Below are 18,192 nucleotides of genomic sequence, written 5' to 3' on the forward strand. Positions count from 1 at the left end.
TTTCTTTGCATTTTTCTTAAGTAAACACCAAAAAAATTAAAGAGTGACATGTTCCCAATTTGCAAGCGTTGTGCCATTTAGGTTTTAAGCTGGATTTAAGCGGTTTACGAATTATTACATAAAGTAAGGTGTGTAATAATTTTACACTTTGTAGAATGTTTATACAGTTTTTTGTGTGTAAACAGCAGTAAAATAAGGGATTTTTGAAAGCGCGAAGAAGTGTCGCACAATATAAAAACGCATCCTTAATTCAAAAATTGTATTTGGTTTTGATAGTTTTTATAATTGTAATTTTATTTTAAAAAAATGAAAACTTTTACTTACAAAAGAACTATGTATCAAATTATTAAGAGAGAATCTTTTCAGATTTTAATTTAAATGAGTTAATTTTATAGGTATATAAGTAATTTTCCTGCGAAAATTAATTTTATCTTAGCACAAAACAATTCATTTTTGTTTCTATTTTTTAAACATTTTATACTGCATGAACCAACAGATTTACAAAATTTTACTTGCTGACGACGACGATGATGACTGCTCTTTTTTTGAAGAAGCTCTTGATGAACTGTCGCTTGCAACAACTCTTGTAACTGTAAATGACGGCGTTCAGTTAATGAATTTTTTAGATGATAATTCTGAAAAGGATCTTCCTGATGTTCTTTTTCTGGATTTAAACATGCCTAAAAAAAATGGATCTGAATGTCTTACAGAAATCAGACGGATTGAAAGATTAAAAGATTTCCCTATTATTATATTTTCAACTTCTCTTGATACCAAAATTGTAGATGTAACCTACGATATGGGCGCTACATTTTATATTCGAAAACCCGGCGATTTTTCAAAACTAAAAACCGTTATTGAAAATGCACTTATCGCAGCTTCTCAAAATAATTTTAAACAGCCTGAAAGAGCGCATTATATAATTCAACCCTAATTTATTTTGAATGAGCCAAGAACATAAGGGACATTATTTTCTAGCCGATGGCGGTGAAATGGGAGTATTAATTCGGTCCAAAGACTGGAGCAAAACTCCTTTAGGTGACCCTGAAAACTGGCCTCAAAGTCTGCGAACCATAACTTCTGTTATGCTCAATAATCCTTTTGGAATGTACATTGCCTGGGGAAAAGATTTTACGCAGTTATACAATGATGCTTTTTTAAAAATTATTGGTTCTGAAAAGCATCCTCAGGCTTTAGGAAATTCTCCCAAAGATACATTCTCGGAAATTTGGAATATTACAGAGCCAATGTTTGAAGAGGCGATGCAGGGAAAATCAGTTTCTTTTCCTGATTTTGTTGTTCCTTTAAATAAAAACGGAATTGTAGAAACTTGTTATTTTGATTTTTCTTATTCTCCCATACGAATTGAAAATGGCGAAGTTGGCGGCGTTTTAGTAACCGTTATTGAAACTACTGCAAAGAAAAAAGAAGTTATAGATCAGGTAGAAGCGCGTGCGCAGCTTCAGGAAAGTGAACAAAAAATAAGACAATTGGTAGAAAATGCCCCCTTTCCTATTGCAGTTTATGTGGGCGAAGAAATGCGTATTGAACTCGCTAATGAATCTATCATAAAAGTTTGGGGAAAAGGCCATGATGTAATTGGAAAATCCTATCGCGAAATTCTGCCGGAACTCAACAATCAGTCGGTTTTTGAACAGGTTCTGGGTGTTTTAAAAACCGGGAAATCTTTTCATAATAAAAACGCTCAAATTGATATCACGATAAATAATAAGCTTGAAACTTTTTATTTTAATTATAGTTTTACACCTCTTTTTGATACAAACGGAAATGTCTATGCTGTTATGAATACAGCAGCAGAAGTTACTGATTTGCATCTTGCCTCTAAAAAAATTGAAATTGCAGACAAACGTTTTCGTGATACTGTAAAACAGGCGCCAATTGGAATTACTATTTTACGGGGTCCGGATTATATTGTTGAATCTGCAAATGAGGATTATCTTAAACTGGTTGCACGAGAAGAAGAAAGTTTTGTAGGCAGACCATTATTTGATTCTCTGCCTGAAGTTAAAGATACTGTTGACTCCTTATTAAAAAATGTTTTAACAACCGGTATTCCTTATCATGGTAATGAAGTTGCCATTCCTTTAAACCGATATGGAAAATTGGGAATTTGGTATTTTGATTTTCTTTATCATCCTTTAAGAGAAGAAAATGGTGAAATTACAGGCATAATTGTTACAGTAACAGAAGTAACAGAAAAAGTCGAAGCCCGTAAAAAAATAGAACAAAACGAGGAACGCTTAAATATTATTGTTGAAGCCAGCGAATTAGGAACCTGGGAATTGAATGTAAAAACAAGGGAACCGCGTTATTCACAAAGATATCTTGAAATTATAGGTGGCTATAAGGAAGAAATTATGTTGTCGCACGAACAATTGCTGCAGCATTTGCATCCGGATGATATGCATATTAGAAACAAAGGTTTCAAAGATGCACTTAGTTTAGGAGCACTTCATTATGAAGTACGTACAATATGGCTAGATAAATCGATTCACTGGATTGAAGGAAGAGGAAAAGTTTTTTACGATGAAAATGGTAATCCGGAGAAATTAATTGGAACAATTAGAGATATTACTGCCGAGAAAAAACACCAGCAGGAAGTAGAACAAAGTGAAAAAAGATTTCGAAATCTCGTGATGCAGTCTCCTGTTCCAAAAGCTATTTTGAAAGGCAGCGAAATGGTTGTTGAAATCGCTAATTTAGCTTTACTTGAAACTATTTGGAACAAAAAAGAAAGTGATGTTCAGGGTAAAAAACTATTTGAAATTTTCCCGGAACTTCTCACTCAAAAATACAGTCAATTATTAAATGAAGTTTTTGCTACGGGAAAAACACATTCTGAAATTGAATCGCCAATACTTATTAACGGAAATAATGGCGAACAGCTTTTTTATATTGATTTTGAATATGCTCCAATATATGAAACAGACAATAGTGTTTCTGGAATCAGGGCTACAATAATCGATGTAACGGAAAAAGTTGAAACCCGAAAAAAAATCGAAGAAAGCGAAAAACGTTTCCGCTCGTTAACAGAAAGTATTCCGCAGTTAATTTGGGAAACCGATGAAAAAGGAAATGCATTATTTACTTCTGGAAAATGGGAAGAATACACGGGAGTAAGACCTGCCGGAGAAAAGGAATGGAAAGCGATGATCCATCCTGATGATTATGAGGAAAATATCAAAATTTGGACGCACAGTTTAGAAACCGGACAGGTTTACAGAACTGATGTAAGGGTTTTAAGAAAAGACGGAAGCTACAGATGGCACGCCGTTATTGGTGAACCTGTTCTGGATGAAAATAATAAAATCATTAAATGGGTTGGTGCTTTTACGGATATTCATACCGAAAAAGCTTTTACACATGAACTTGAGCAGCAAGTTACGGCGAGAACCAAAGAGTTGAGCCAGATGTATGATTCGCTTAAAAAAAGCGAAGAACGTTATCATTTAATGATCGAGGAAGTTCAGGATTATGCGATCTTGTATTTAAATCATAAAGGAATTGTTGAAAACTGGAATGTAGGAGCCGAAAAAATTAAAGGTTATAAAGCACAAGAAATAACCGGAAAATATTTTGGCGTTTTCTATACGCCTGAAGATCAAAAAAATAATGTTCCTAATACTTTACTCGAATTGGCCAGAGAAAAAGGCCGTGCCGTGCATCAAGGCTGGCGTGTTCGCAAAAACGGAAATTTATTTTGGGCTAGTGTTGTAATCACAGCGATTCATAATAAGAACAATGATGTAATTGGTTTTTCGAAAGTTACGCACGACTTAACCGAGAAAAAAAGAGCCGACGATAAAATTGAAAGGAATGCCTTAGAGCTGGAACAAAAAAATGCTGAACTGGAACACATGAACAAAGAGCTTCAGTCTTTTGCTTATATTTCAAGTCATGATTTGCAGGAACCGCTTCGGAAAATTCAAACTTTTGCATCACAGATCTTAGATAAGGAATTTGAAAATTTATCAGATTCAGGAAAAGATAAATTCAAAAGAATGCAAAATGCTGCGAAGCGTATGCAGACTTTAATTAATGATTTGCTTTCGTATTCGAGAACAAATATTCAGGAAAGAATATTTGAAAAAGCGAATCTTTCAAATATAATTGATGAAGTAAGAGAGGATCTTAAAGAAGAACTGGAGCAAAAAAATGCGGTGATTGAAAACAACGATATTGGCGAAATAAATATTATCCCGTTTCAATTTAGACAGCTGCTTTATAATTTAATCAGCAATTCACTTAAATTTTCAAAACCGGATATTCCGGCCGTAATAAAAATTAACAGCGAAATTGCAAAAGGTTCCCATTTTAAGGCAGATGCTTTAGCTAAAGAAACCCGCTATTGCCATATTACTGTTTCAGACAACGGAATTGGTTTTGAAGCACAATACAGTAAAAAAATCTTTGATGTTTTCCAGCGTTTACACGGAAGGGATCAGTATACCGGAACCGGAATTGGTCTTGCAATCGTAAAAAAAATCGTTGAAAACCATAACGGAATCATTACAGCAAAAGGCGAAAAAAACAAGGGAGCTTCTTTTGATATTTACATTCCGCTGGAATAATTCTTCCAATAAATTCATAAAAAAAACGGAAATAACTTTACTAAGTCATTTCCGTTTTTATTCCTGATTCTTCGAATTAGGAATTTACCTTAAAACCAATTTCTTATCTGGTATAAACTGTAATTATACCTGTAGCTTTGTCTTTTATTTTCAACTCTTTATTAGTAAGGTTCATAATGTCGCTTGTAGAACTTGTGTTACCAATAGTAATTGTTAAATCATTATGAGATCTTACGTAAGTTCCTGTTGTTTCTACCAAGGCACAATTTTCACCATTATAGTCACCTATTACTGCAGAGTTACTCAATTTTAGTTCTAAATAATCTCTACTGCATCCACTTTGGTTTTGTGGAGCATCTACTAATACTTCATTTCCATTAACAATTGTTCCTGTCTGGCTTAGGTTATATTTCCCTTGTATTGGTACAATTGTTTCTCCTTCATTATCATCGTTGCTACAAGATGTAGCAAACATTCCCAGGCTTAAGGCTAATACGAATAATATGCTTTTACTTTTCATGTCGATTTGTTTTTATATTGATTTAATTTAATAATGCTAAATTAAAAGTATAATCTTACATAAATTTCCATGATTTTACGAATATTTTACATAAATCGCATTTTATTGACAAGGTTTACCTTTTAAGTATTTATTAAACATATAATGTGTAACTGGTCTTAATGCGCCTTTCGTTTCCGGATGTTTGCCATTTCCATTATCATTAAAAAAATCAACTCCTTTTGATGTCTTACCGTACCAAACAAAAGCTTCACCATTTTTCATAAAGCATGTCGTTGTATCGCAAGCATTTAATTTTCTAAAATCTAAAAGGCTTTCATCAAGCGGAATTATAACATTAAAATTCCCGTTATCTTTTGTAGAACAGTCTACTACTTCATAATGATCGTCAGACCACTGCATGCAATGATTTTTAAAGAAGGCAAAATAAATTACTGCGCCAATTAAACCGAAGACAAGTATCATAGCGCCAACTGTTTTCTTTAATCTTTTCTGAAAATTGTAAATAATCTTTTCTTTAGCATTTACGAATAGATTAATACGTGGAGGACTTACTTCATTTGATGGAAATAACTTTTGTAACTCATCTACCCTATTTACCCCTTCTTGATTAAATTCTAAATTTAATGGCTTCCTGTCAGTTGTAATAAATGGTTCAGGAACTGCAGGCAATCTTCTCTCATTCAATTCAGAAATTAATTTCTTCTCATTATAAGTAATAAATGGCTGTGGAACTGTAGAATTACCAGGATTGGTCTGCGTTTCATATGTTATTACACCTTTTTCTCTAAATTTTCTAAACGGTCGCGGCTGAAAATCTACAAGAATTGCGGCAAGTTCTACAGGTTCAACATTTAAAGGATCTGTTTCTTCTCTTAAAAAACTTCCAATAGGTCTAAATCTATCTGTCTGTTCCCTAAACTGGGTTCTTTTTATGGGATCAAATTGAAACCCGAAAAAAGATTTAAAGACAATTAAATCATTTGAATTTGGATTCTCAATTCTTTTAAATATTTCCCAACACAAATTTCTAAGATTCGCCTGCGATGGATTTGGAAAATTATCTGCTTCAATCTCTTTTTTATATTTCTCCTGAATAGCTTTTTTATAATCTTCAATAGTAAAGTTAGACATAGGCAAGTTATTTTTTTAGGAATTTTTAGGAATTCCTGTGAATAGTTAAACATTTTAGGAATTCCCGGAATTCCTTGTAAATACAGGCTCAAAACCGCCGTTACTTTGCTTCAACAAAATTAGTTAGCGCTTTGATCTGCAGGTCAAAAACAAATGTACAAAACTAGTTTATTCAAAAAGTGTGGAAAACCGTAAGACGGAGTTTATCCGGGAAGTATAAATAAAAATCTTACTGTTCTACGCACTTCACTTCCCAAACAAAATTTGGTATTGCACTCAACCAAAAACCCGGAAAAGTTCCGGCCAGCAATGCCTATGTCTAATTTTTAAATTTTAAAAAAATGAAATCATTATATTTATTGGGAGCGTGCGCGCTATTGTCAACTACATTATTTTCTTGTACTGCTGACGAATTTGATACAACGAATAAAAAAACTGAAATACAAAAAGATGTAGTTCGAGACAGCATACAAGCAAGCGAACCAGATGGTCCTGGTGATGATCCAATTAATCTTCCACCACCAAAAAAATAACAAATAAAATCTGTTGTTTTTAATAATTGTTTAATTTCGGGGAAAGTAATCTTTATGTTACGATCCCCGTTTTTTTGTTTTTTTATCTTTCTTCTTTTTATTTCCTGCGAGGAGAAAACAAATATATTGCTTAAACCCAATAAGAATGAAAAAGAGGCTAAAGCTTTACAGCAAAAAGCCACAGAACAATTTCAAAAAAGCAATTACAATAGTGCATTTTACTACTTCAATAAATCAAAAATTACATTTGAAAATTTAAAAGACAGTACCAATGTTGTCTACAATTTAATTCAAATGGGTTATATACAACAAATAAACGGTGACTATTACGGAAGTAAAGAGACATTTACAGAGGCTTTGCCTTTTATCAAAAAAAAGGATATTTACAGTGCTGCAATCAATAATTTCTTCGGAATTGCCGACAAAGAACTTTCCATTTATGATGATGCCATATTTTATTATAACCAAGCAATAAATGACTCAAAAGATGTCGCATCCAAACAATCTCCACTAAACAATATTGCTGTTGTTTATATTAAACAGAAAAAATACGACAAGGCTGTTAAAATTCTGGAAGGAATTTTAGAAACAAAAGCATTCGATAAATTTGTAAAAAGTAAAGCAAGAGTAATTGATAATCTCGGATTTGCCTATTTTAAAAAAGGCTTAAATGAAAAAGGAGTTCTGCTAATGAATGAAAGTCTTGAGTTAAGAACAAAAGCAGATGATTTATACGGAAGTATTGAAAGCCATCTTCATTTAGCAGAATTTTACGCAAAAACAAACATTCAAAAATCAAATGAAAATGCTAAAAAAGCTTACGAAATTTCGACTAATCTAAATAGCGTTGACGAACGTTTGAAGGCATTATCATTTTTAATTTCTAATGGTTCCGGTACAAAATATGCCCAGCAGTATATTTCAATAAATGACAGCATAATCAAAATTAGAAACAACTTTAAAAACAAGTTTGCTAAAATAAAATACGATTCTAAAAAAGAAAAAGACGAAAATCAAAAACTTCGATTAGAAAAAATAGAAAATGAATTATCACTTCAAAAAGTAAAATACCAAAGAATATTTTTCATAATTGGGATTGTATCGCTTTTCTTTCTATTGTTATATTTAAGGAAGTTTTATCAAAACCGAAACCGAATCGAAAAAATAAAAACCGCCTACGATACCGAAACCAGAATCGCAAAAGACATTCACGATGAACTGGCCAATGATGTTTTTAATACCATAACTTTTACTCAGACACAACCACTGGAAATTCAAAACACAAAAGAAACTTTACTGCAAAAACTGGATCATATTTATAGTCGTGTGCGCGGTATTTCCAGAGAAAATAATGATATTGACACCGGATCAAATTACTCTGACAATTTAAAAGAAATGCTTTCTACCTATAATAGTGACAACACGAATGTTATTATTACGAATATCGAAAAGGTAAATTGGGATTCTATTGAAGATTTAAAAAAGATAGCAATTCAGCGTGTATTACATGAATTAATGGTTAATATGAAAAAGCACAGCGAGGCTCAATTAGTTGTTTTGAAGTTTGAAAATGCTCAAAACACTTTATTGATCGACTATAAAGACAATGGAAAAGGCTGTGAAAAATCAAAAATTATAAAAAATGGTTTACAAAATATGGAAAACCGTATTCTGGCCATAAAAGGAACTATTACTTTTGAAACTGAACCAGATAAAGGTTTTAAAGTAAATATAACAATGCCTAAATAAAAGCCTATGTTTAAAAAAGTAATAATAGCCGAAGATCTTGATGCAATGAACTTAGGAATTCAGCAAGTTTTAAAAGATTTAAATATTGAAGATTTTCAACACTCTAAATTTTGTGACGAAGCGTTTTTAAAAATACGCGCTGCCATTCAGCAAAATGAACCCTATGACTTATTAATTAGTGATCTTTCGTTTAAAACAGATCATCGTAAATCGGATATTGCTAATGGAGACGAATTGGTTCAAAAAGTTCGTGAGCTGCAGCCTAATATTAAAATTATTGCTTATTCTGTAGAAGATAAAAGTTACCGTATTAAATCTCTTTTTGATAATGCCGAAATAGATGGTTTTGTCCTGAAAGGTTTAAATAGTATTGAAGAATTAAAAAAAGCAATCAATATAATTTCAACTTCAGATCAGATATTTATTTCTCCCGAAGTTGCTTCGGCTCTTCAGGAAAAAAACAATTATGAAATTGACGATGTCGATATTAAAATTCTGAAATTTTTATCTGCCGGAACTTCGCAAGATGAAATAATAGAAATTTTTAAAAGCACCGATATCAAACCCAACAGTAAAAGCGCCGTAGAAAAAAGATTGTCTAAACTCAAAGACTTTTTTAAAGCAAATAATACCGTTCATTTGGTTTCTATTACAAAAGATATGGGGATTATTTAATTTCCTTTTTATATTATTATTTCAAGCTCCTTCGGGGGCTTTTTTTATTTCTTCAAGATAAATTTATGGATTATGGATTTCCGTAAAATACTGGTTTCAAATAGGTTTAAGTTTGAATTATTAAAATCAATTAAATTATAATTATGAAAAAATTAGTCGTTTTATTTAGTCTGTTCTTCCTTGTTCTAGGAAGTAGTATTGAAGCTCAAAGTGGTCACTACAAAGGTGGCAAAGGTAGTTCTCATAAAGGAGGAAAGTATAAAAACTCAAGCACACACAATCACTACAAAAAAAGAAAGTAGTTCGTATTTCTGACTTCGATTGACATGAAATAAAGGAAGAGTCAAGAGAAGTTTACAAACAAATAAAAACTTTAATTAACTAAACCTAAAAATCATGAGCTTTCGATTTCAAAAAAGAATTAGACTTGGAGGCGGACTTGGATTAAACATTAGTAAATCCGGAATTTCTCCAAGTCTTAGAACCAAAATGGGAACATTTAGTAAAAATGGTTATTCTACCAAAACCGGTATACCCGGATTAAGATACCAAAGCAGCGGGTGTCTTGTAATATTTGCTTTTACAGGACTTCTTACATTTTTAATTTATCATTTAAAATAATATTAACCATGAAAAATAAAAAAATTACAACACTCTTATTTTCAATTTTAGCAATTTTTATACTCGCAATTTCTTGTTCAGAATCTGATTCAGATTGTCCAACAAAAACTTGTGGCGATTTTGCAACTCATGCGGATGCACAAGCGGCATTCAATAGTAACAGAAGCTGTTACAAAAATCTGGATGCTGATGGAGATGGAATTGCATGCGAATAAAATAAACAACCAAAAACCATGATAACACTAGAACTAAAAAGCCATTTTTTAAGATTGTATCAAATGGCATTATCCGATGATCAATTTGATGTATTAGAACTTCAAATGCTGTATCATTTTGCTGATGAAAGAGGAATTCCGAAAGAAGAATTGGATAAACTTTTTTTAAATCCTGTTAATACAGAATTCATTGTTCCTGAATCCTTAAACACAAAAATTGAATATCTGTATGATCTGACCAGAATTATTTGGGCCGATGAAAAAGTTACTGATGATGAACTAAATATGCTTAGAAAGTATTGCCGAAAATTTGATTTTCTGGAAGAAAATATCAATGATTTATCTGATTATCTTATTGGCTGCGTTCAGAAAAACATCGGAAAAGAAGAAATTATTAGTCAACTAAACTCTTAAGTTATGAAAACACTTACCCAATTATTTAGTTTAAAAAAATCTGAGGATTCTTCTTTTAAAATTTTAGAAGAAAATGAAGAAGACAGAGAACAAATTAGAATCACGTACTATCAGAGTGGTTTCGCCGCATCTGTAAAAGCAACCGGAAAACCTATTGTTTTAAAAGCTTGTCTTCAAAATTTATATATGAGTTTTGAAGATCAATGCCGAAAACAAAAAATGGAACAAGACAGGTTAAAACAGCCTTATCGTGAAGAACAGGAAAAAAACAGAACGGAGCTGAAAAAATCTGAAGCCGCAATTGGTATTTATGAAAAGAAAGAACAGGATGTCAATGAAAACATTGATCAGATTAAAAATGAAATTATCGAAGTAAAACGCAATCCCGATAAATACGGAATTGAAGAAGGAAAAGGTTTAAAGGCACAATTTTATATTGGTTTGATCCTGTTGCTGCCCATTACACTTTATGTTTTGGTGTTTTATATTTCGGCTTCTTATTCTGCTTTTTTCAAAGAATTTTCAAATGACAGTTTAACCGCCGCAATTTTTGATGCCGATGCTTTTACAAATGCATTTAAAGCAAGCTGGCTCGAAGGAGTTTTGGTGGTTACAATTCCGTTTGTTTTTATGGGATTAGGTTACGTAATTCATATGGTTCAAAAAGGAAAAGGTTTCAAGAACATACTTAGATTAATTTCCCTTTTTGCCATTACCTTTTTATTCGATTCGCTTTTAGCCTACATCATTGAGAAAAAAATATACGAGTTTAATAAAACAACTGAGTCTTCGCCATACAATTTAAACATCGCTCTTGGACAGCCAGAATTCTGGATGATCATATTTGCCGGTTTTGTAGTTTATATTATCTGGGGACTTGTGTTTGATTTTGTAATGAAAGAATTTGAAAACATTGATAAAATCAGAGCTTTTATTAGAGGCAAAAAAGAGAACTTACTAAACCTTGAAAAATTAAAAGCAGAATACATCAATAAAACCAACGATTTCAAACAGCAGATTGTGACCATTAATGGAAAAATCTCTGAACTTCAATCTAAAATAGATGGTTTTGTTTTTCCTGTAAAAGAATATCTGCATTACCATCATCAATATAAAGAAGGCTGGTTTCAGGCCATTAATACCGAAATTGCTTTACCTCACAAAGAAAAAGTAGAATTACTGGAAGGCTGCGAAAATTTATCTGAAGAACATCTTGGAAAATTAAATTTAGTCGATCCCGATTTTCAACATTTAGTGTATTTTAAAAACTAATATTATGAAAAACACTTTACTCAAAATGGCCATGTCATTATTATTGATTTTATTTTTTTCATGCAAAGAAGAACCCAAAAATGAAGAAAAAGAAACCGCTGTTAAAAGTTCGGTTTCAGAAAATTATAACATTAGTATTCTTGTTGATTTATCAGACAGAATAAGCCTTAAAAAAAATCCAAATCCAACAATGGAAATCTATGAGAGAGATTTAGGATATATCAAAACGGTTTCTGAGGCTTTTACACAGCATTTAAAATCAAAAAGAATGAGACAGATTGATGACAAAATGCAGTTGTTCTTTAATCCGGAACCTGAAAATCCTGCAATTAATTCCATTTCGAAACAATTAAGAATTACAGTTGATAAAGACAATGCTTCAAAAAAATTTCTCAATTCTATAAACAATACTTATTCATCAAAAACGGCATCAATTTATGAATCAGCGATTAAAGATGATAAATATATTGGTTCTGATATTTGGAACTTTTTTGACAGCAAAGTACAAGATCAATGTATTGAAAAGGATTATAGAAATATCCTGATTATTTTAACCGACGGGTATATGTTTTATGAAGGAACGCAAATCAAAGATGGAAATTTATCTAATTATTTAACACCGCAGTTAATTAAACAAAATGGTTTAAATACAAACGACTGGCAGAAAAAATTTGAGGACAAAAAATTGGGATTTATTAAAATTGATAAAGATTTATCTAATCTTGAAGTTTTAGTTTTAGGGGTAAATCCAAGCAAAAATAATCCATACGAAGAAAAAGTAATTAAAGAATATTGGAGTAAATGGCTTGCCGATATGAAAATAAAACATTTCGAAATTAAAAATGCCGACCTTCCTTCAAATATGGATAAAATCATTAAAGATTTTATTTTAGAAAAAGAATAAAAAAACAAAATCTATTTTTTTTAAGAGGAACTTCATTGTCCTCTTTTTTCTGTTTAAACAAGTTTCATAAAAACTTCTTTTAAAAAATTTACTACATTACGGATTTCCATAATACACTGATTTTTATTGGTTTTACATTTGAATTATTAATTTAAACTACAAACCAATGGAAATGAATATTCAACTAAAATCGTTAGCCGATAAAATAAATCAGCTGAAAAGTAAAATCGAAACAGAAGAATCTACAAAACATGCTTTTGTACTGCCTTTTATACATATTTTGGGTTACGATGCTTTTAATCCGCTAGAAGTTGTTCCTGAATTTACTGCAGATCTCGGCTTAAAAAAAGGAGAAAAAGTAGATTATGCTATTTTTCAAAATGGAGAACCAATTATAATTGTTGAATGCAAAAGCTGGAAAGAAAAGCTAACGGTTCATAATTCGCAGTTGTTTCGTTATTTCCATGTTACAAAAACCCGATTTGCCCTTTTAACCAATGGAATTAATTATCAGTTTTTTACTGATTTAGACGATCAGAATAAAATGGATGAAAAACCATTTTTAGAATTTGACATTTGCAATCTTAAGGAAAATACGATAAACGAAATTGCAAAATTTCATAAAGCCAATTTCGATGTAGATAATATTGTAAGCAATGCCAGTTCATTAAAATACATTAAAGAAATCAAGAAGCTGATTAATGCTGAATTAGAAAGTCCGTCAAACGATTTTACAAAAGTATTTGCCAGTAAAATATACACAGGAAGATTAACTGAAAAAGTCGTAGATGAATTTAAAGATTTGGTTCAGAAATCTGTCAGTCAATTTATTAATGACAAAATTAATGACCGATTAAATGCTGCTTTAACCAAAGAAACGATTAAACAGCAAGACGAAGAAATTACAACAGTTGAAGACGATAATAAAGTTAATACTACCGAGGAAGAACTTGACGCTTATCGTATAGTAGTGGCTATTTTACGTCGAAAACTGCCAACCAGCCGAATTGTTCATCGTGATACGCAATCTTATTTTGGAATCTTGCTGGACGATAACAACCGTAAACCTTTGTGCAGACTGCATTTAAACGGAGGTAAAAAATACATCAGCTTATTTAATGATAATAAAACAGAAGCAAAAATTTCTATTTCTTCTATTGACGATATTTATCAATTTGAAAAAGAATTATTAGATACAGCTGCCCTTTACGAAACAGAATAAAAACCCGTATAAGTACTCATTTTAAAGACCATAATTCTAATTAGATTTATCGTTGCTTTAAAAACTATAAAATATTTAAAAATAGGATTTTAAGTCTAACCAAATACCACAAAAGCCTATGTCAAAAAACTACCTCATCTTACTTTTATTATTTACGTTTTATTCCTGCAAAAAGGTCTCTGCTCCGCCTCCGCCGCAAATCAATACATTTTATAAACCGGTAATTACAGCAGACGATCGGAAAACGATTACGCCAGAAGAAGCAAAAACATATCATGTAAATAAAACGTATCATTATGAATACCGAACCGGAAATTCTGGAAACTATGAATATAATTATGATGTAAAAGGAATAAATGCAACAGGCGATTCGGTTTTTGGGAATATTAACGTACAGGGAAAATACGGCGCCGGAATTTTAAACGACACGGTTGCCGAAATAGAAATTAATACCGAATGGATCGCATACGGAAAATTAAAGGCTGTTGATAAAAAAGGAAACGAATACAATTTAATTGTCAAATAAAAATGCACTAATGAAATATGCTTTACTCTTATTTTTTGTTTTTTTAACCTCTTTTTGTCCTCCGGATAGCAGTGTTTATATCTGCGGATCAAACGGATCGAAAAAATATCATTATAAAGAACATTGCCGGGGTTTATCATCCTGCAGGCAGGAAGTGGTCAAAACATCACTCAAACAAGCTCAGGGCCTTGGTTTAACTCTTTGTGGATGGGAAGATTGATTTATCTTCCCATTTTTTATTTAATTATTTGATAATAATGGCTTTACAATAAATTCACATTAGTTTTAGTAATTTGAATAAAACTAATCGTTATGAAATTCTTTAACCTAAATTTTCTAGTATCATTCAAAGAATGGCTTTTTTTAAGAGCTATGCAATCTTCTTTCCTTCATTAATAAGCAGTTTAAAAATAAAGGAAAGTACTATTGAATGAATAAAATTGAAAACTCATTTTTGAACAAAAACCAATTTGGTGAAGATTTCTTGTGGGGTGTTTCTACCGCCGCTTTCCAAATTGAAGGAGCACATGATTCTGACGGAAAAGGTTCTTCTATCTGGGACGTTTTTACTTCTCAAAAAGGAAAAATAAAAAACGGACATCATGCCCTAACCGCCTGCGATTTTTATAATTCTTATCAGGGTGATATTGATTTAATAAAGGAATTAAATATTCCAAATTTTAGGTTCTCTATCAGCTGGCCTCGAATTATGCCCACAGGAACTCATCCTGTAAATCAAGCCGGAATAGATCATTATAATAAAATTATCGACTCCTTACTTGCATCTGGAATAGAACCCTGGATTACGATTTACCATTGGGATTTACCACATGAACTCGAATTAAAAGGAGGCTGGACAAACCGCGAATCGGTTTCCTGGTTTTCAGAATATGTTGAAGTTTGTGCCCAGTATTTTGGTGATCGTGTCAAAAACTGGATGGTAATTAATGAACCTTCGGTATTTACCGGAGCGGGATATTTTTTAGGTATTCATGCACCCGGAAAAAAGGGAATTACCAATTATCTTAAAGCCATGCATCACGTAACGCTGGCAACGGCTGCAGGTGCGAAAATTTTGCGAAACAAAGTTCCGAATGCTAATATTGGAACTACATTTTCATGTACGCATATTGAACCGGCAACAGATAGTCAAAAAGATATTGAAGCCGCAAAACGTGTCGATACTTTATTAAACCGAACTTTTATCGAGCCAATTTTAGGTTTGGGATATCCGCAGAAAGATCTTCCGGTGCTTAAAAAGCTGAATAATTATATTTTAGAAGATGATTTAAACAATCTCGATTTTGATTTTGATTTCATCGGATTACAATGTTATACGCGTGAAGTTGTAAAATCGGCCATGTTGGTTCCGTATATTGGTGCCGAATTAATAAGTGCCGAAAAACGAAACGTAATTTCAACTGATATGGGCTGGGAAGTTTATCCGCCGGCATTGTATCACGTTCTAAAAAAATTCAACGAATACAAAGGCATCAAAAAAATTATCATTACTGAAAATGGTGCCGCTTTTCCTGATACTGTTACAAACGGAAAAGTATTCGATATAAAACGTACGCATTATATTCAGGATCATTTAGAACAAATCTTAAAAGCGAAAGAAGAAGGTTTAAATGTTGAAGGTTATTTTGTGTGGAGCTTAACCGATAACTTCGAATGGGCAGAAGGTTATAATGCCCGCTTTGGATTAATCCACGTTGATTTCGAAACACAAAAAAGAACCATCAAAAACTCAGGATTGTGGTTTAAAGATTTTTTATCTTAACCTGCTTAAATATTTTTAACGCAAAGATCGCAAGGTATTTTATTTAAATATTTTTAGAAACCGCAAAAGTTCGCAAAGCTTTATTTTAAATATTAGCTTTGCGAACTTTGCGATTAATGAAATCTATATTTATAAGCTTGTTTTAAAATTCCGACATGGATTTTACCATTCGCTTTTAAATGGGCAGTTACCATAATATATCTTTCTTCAGGATATTTTATTTCATAATTAAATACTGTGTCCTTTACTTTTATCTGAAGCTGGTGTTTTCCTTCGTCAGAAACTGGCAAATCAGCTGTTTCATAAGTAGGTGATCCCTTTGCCGCTTTTAAGTTAATATCCTGAACTTTCTCTTTATCCAGAAGCACTTCCAGCTTTAAATTATTTAACTTCATATCTGTAGGCTGCTCAAACGAAACAACAAATTTTTTGCATCCAAAAAGGCAAAAAACGATTAATAACAGTAGAACTTTTTTCATAAAAATAATCTTTATTATTTTATAAATATAAATATTTTTATTGATCTGACTGCTATTTTTCAGTATAACCACGAAAGCTATTTTAAATATAAAAAGCCTTTCAGAATTTCTTCTAAAAGGCTTTTCTCTTCAAAAAACAATAAAATTATAACCTTTACAGCTTATAATGTTTCCTTTAAAAGCGCAACGGCTTCTTTCCAGTTATTTACTCTTATATGATGATTTTGATTCACATTATGAAATGCAGTGAACATAATAGGTTTTCCCATACAATAATCTAAATTTTTGCAATGATCATCAATCATATAATCGGTATTGATAATTCTTTTGCTGCCGCATAAAATAATATTATCCCATTTAATAAAAGGAAAATGCTCCGCAAGCCAGGCCATTTTTTCTGAAAGTGAAATAGGAAATTCTGTTGCGGCAGACACAATAAAGATTTCAAAATCTTTATCCAATTCAAGTAAACTTTCAACAGCATCGGGCATTACAGGCAATGTCCTAAAGAAGTTTTCTGAATGCAAAAGTTTATGAATAAAATCTCTTTCTTTAAAAGCAACATCAGAAGTTAATCCTTTAATACTTTCCTTTGATAAAGTAGTTCCGTGAGCTTTATTGTAATGGTCAATTAATTGTGCGTCAATGTCGGCAAGTACACCATCCATGTCTATTGCAATTGTTTTCTTTCTCATTGTAAATTTATTTTGCGGTAAAATTATGCAAAAATTGCAATATATTGCAATTTTTAACTTATTTTTGCAATATAAAACCGCAAGTAAAATGAAAAAGGAAGAACGTCAACAGGTTATATTAGAATATTTATCTAAAGAACATCGCGTAACATCTATAGAATTAAGTGAATATTTAAGCGTTTCAGAAGATACTATTCGACGTGATTTAAAAGAACTTTCAGATCAGGGACTTTTAAAAGCCGTTCGCGGCGGCGCGGTTGCTCCTTCGCCAATTCCTTTGCATTATAGAAAAAGAGAAAAACACGATGTTGAAAATAAAAAGATCATTGCCGAAAAAGCGATTTCGTATTTAAAAGACGGGCAAGTTGTTTTTATTGATGGCGGAACAACTTCTGTTGCATTGGTTGCAAGTTTTCCTTACGATTTAAAATTAACTGTTGTTACAAACAGTTTTCCCGTTGCTTTATTAGTGGAAGATTTACCAAATATCGAATTAATTTTTGCGGGAGGATTAATGAGTAAAACTTCTTTTACCACTTCTGGAATTGATACGATAGACTTTTTACGAAATTTCAGGGCAGATGTTTGTATTCTGGGAATTTGCAGTATTCATCACGAGCGTGGTATTACAGGCGTTTTATATGATGATTCTCAAATTAAAAAGAGCATGATTCAGAATTCTAATCTTGTTATAGCACTCAGCTCTATTGAAAAAGTGGGAACTGCAGAAGCTTATTATATTTCCCCAATTACAGATATCGACGTTTTGGTGACGAACATTTCTCCGGAAGATGAAATTTTAAAAACATATAAAGAAATAGGTTTGACTATTCTTTAAATAACAAATAAAAAAAGCCT

Annotated in this window: 18 protein-coding genes; 14 read left to right on the forward strand and 4 right to left on the reverse strand. The window is 31.8% G+C overall.

The genetic code is table 11. The features are described 5' to 3' along the window. The first annotated feature begins 484 nt into the window (after positions 1-484). Positions 485-934: a response regulator gene (locus ACODSB_RS07115; protein WP_488936525.1), complete on the forward strand. Its 450-nt coding sequence runs from the start codon at positions 485-487 to the stop codon at positions 932-934. Positions 935-944: 10 nt separating this feature from the next. Next, positions 945-4,592 (forward strand): PAS domain-containing sensor histidine kinase, encoded by a 3,648-nt coding sequence (locus tag ACODSB_RS07120; protein ID WP_488936526.1) that lies wholly within the window; start codon positions 945-947, stop codon positions 4,590-4,592. Between the two features lie 103 nt (positions 4,593-4,695). Here the strand turns inward: ACODSB_RS07120 and ACODSB_RS07125 are convergent, their stop codons facing one another. After that, positions 4,696-5,112: a lipocalin family protein gene (locus tag ACODSB_RS07125; protein ID WP_488936527.1), complete on the reverse strand. Its 417-nt coding sequence runs from the start codon at positions 5,110-5,112 to the stop codon at positions 4,696-4,698. A 102-nt stretch (positions 5,113-5,214) separates the two neighbouring features. Next, the gene (locus ACODSB_RS07130; protein ID WP_488936528.1) at positions 5,215-6,246 is read right to left on the reverse strand and encodes a hypothetical protein; all 1,032 of its coding nucleotides are present in this window, start codon (positions 6,244-6,246) and stop codon (positions 5,215-5,217) included. A 341-nt stretch (positions 6,247-6,587) separates the two neighbouring features. Here ACODSB_RS07130 and ACODSB_RS07135 point away from each other — a divergent pair, with 341 nt between their 5' ends. The 11 genes from ACODSB_RS07135 to ACODSB_RS07185 all read left to right on the forward strand — a co-directional run bounded on the left by ACODSB_RS07135 (position 6,588) and on the right by ACODSB_RS07185 (position 16,160). Further along, positions 6,588-6,779, forward strand: a complete 192-nt coding sequence (locus ACODSB_RS07135; protein WP_488936529.1) for a hypothetical protein — start codon at positions 6,588-6,590, stop codon at positions 6,777-6,779. Positions 6,780-6,833: 54 nt separating this feature from the next. Then, positions 6,834-8,528: a tetratricopeptide repeat-containing sensor histidine kinase gene (locus tag ACODSB_RS07140; RefSeq protein ID WP_488936530.1), complete on the forward strand. Its 1,695-nt coding sequence runs from the start codon at positions 6,834-6,836 to the stop codon at positions 8,526-8,528. Between the two features lie 6 nt (positions 8,529-8,534). Beyond that, positions 8,535-9,203: a response regulator gene (locus ACODSB_RS07145; RefSeq protein WP_256635674.1), complete on the forward strand. Its 669-nt coding sequence runs from the start codon at positions 8,535-8,537 to the stop codon at positions 9,201-9,203. Between the two features lie 396 nt (positions 9,204-9,599). Next, on the forward strand, positions 9,600-9,824 hold the full coding sequence (locus ACODSB_RS07150) for a DUF4236 domain-containing protein (RefSeq protein WP_488936531.1): 225 nt from the start codon (positions 9,600-9,602) through the stop codon (positions 9,822-9,824). Positions 9,825-9,832: 8 nt separating this feature from the next. After that, the gene (locus ACODSB_RS07155; protein ID WP_488936532.1) at positions 9,833-10,039 is read left to right on the forward strand and encodes an excalibur calcium-binding domain-containing protein; all 207 of its coding nucleotides are present in this window, start codon (positions 9,833-9,835) and stop codon (positions 10,037-10,039) included. Positions 10,040-10,057: 18 nt separating this feature from the next. Beyond that, positions 10,058-10,453, forward strand: a complete 396-nt coding sequence (locus tag ACODSB_RS07160) for a tellurite resistance TerB family protein (protein ID WP_180858089.1) — start codon at positions 10,058-10,060, stop codon at positions 10,451-10,453. A gap of 3 nt (positions 10,454-10,456) precedes the next feature. After that, positions 10,457-11,725, forward strand: coding sequence for an ABC transporter permease (locus tag ACODSB_RS07165; RefSeq protein WP_180858087.1), 1,269 nt, complete (start codon positions 10,457-10,459; stop codon positions 11,723-11,725). Positions 11,726-11,729: 4 nt separating this feature from the next. After that, complete coding sequence (locus ACODSB_RS07170; RefSeq protein WP_488936533.1) at positions 11,730-12,629, forward strand: hypothetical protein; 900 nt, start codon at positions 11,730-11,732, stop codon at positions 12,627-12,629. A 166-nt stretch (positions 12,630-12,795) separates the two neighbouring features. Next, on the forward strand, positions 12,796-13,851 hold the full coding sequence (locus ACODSB_RS07175) for a type I restriction endonuclease (RefSeq protein WP_053473936.1): 1,056 nt from the start codon (positions 12,796-12,798) through the stop codon (positions 13,849-13,851). Positions 13,852-13,969: 118 nt separating this feature from the next. Then, positions 13,970-14,377, forward strand: coding sequence for a hypothetical protein (locus ACODSB_RS07180; protein ID WP_488936534.1), 408 nt, complete (start codon positions 13,970-13,972; stop codon positions 14,375-14,377). 430 nt (positions 14,378-14,807) lie between these two features. Beyond that, positions 14,808-16,160 carry a GH1 family beta-glucosidase gene (locus ACODSB_RS07185; RefSeq protein ID WP_488936535.1) on the forward strand — a complete coding sequence of 451 codons (1,353 nt, stop codon included), beginning with the start codon at positions 14,808-14,810 and terminating at the stop codon, positions 16,158-16,160. A 113-nt stretch (positions 16,161-16,273) separates the two neighbouring features. On the opposite strand, the gene ACODSB_RS07190 is transcribed toward ACODSB_RS07185, so the two are convergent. Continuing rightward, on the reverse strand, positions 16,274-16,639 hold the full coding sequence (locus ACODSB_RS07190) for a hypothetical protein (RefSeq protein WP_488936536.1): 366 nt from the start codon (positions 16,637-16,639) through the stop codon (positions 16,274-16,276). Between the two features lie 161 nt (positions 16,640-16,800). Continuing rightward, the gene (locus ACODSB_RS07195) at positions 16,801-17,334 is read right to left on the reverse strand and encodes a 5' nucleotidase, NT5C type (RefSeq protein WP_180858077.1); all 534 of its coding nucleotides are present in this window, start codon (positions 17,332-17,334) and stop codon (positions 16,801-16,803) included. A gap of 88 nt (positions 17,335-17,422) precedes the next feature. On the opposite strand from ACODSB_RS07195, the gene ACODSB_RS07200 reads away from it, so the two are divergent. Then, positions 17,423-18,172, forward strand: coding sequence for a DeoR/GlpR family DNA-binding transcription regulator (locus tag ACODSB_RS07200; protein ID WP_488936537.1), 750 nt, complete (start codon positions 17,423-17,425; stop codon positions 18,170-18,172). Positions 18,173-18,192 lie beyond the last annotated feature (20 nt).

The sequence above is a fragment of the Flavobacterium sp. FG68 genome (assembly GCF_057808895.1).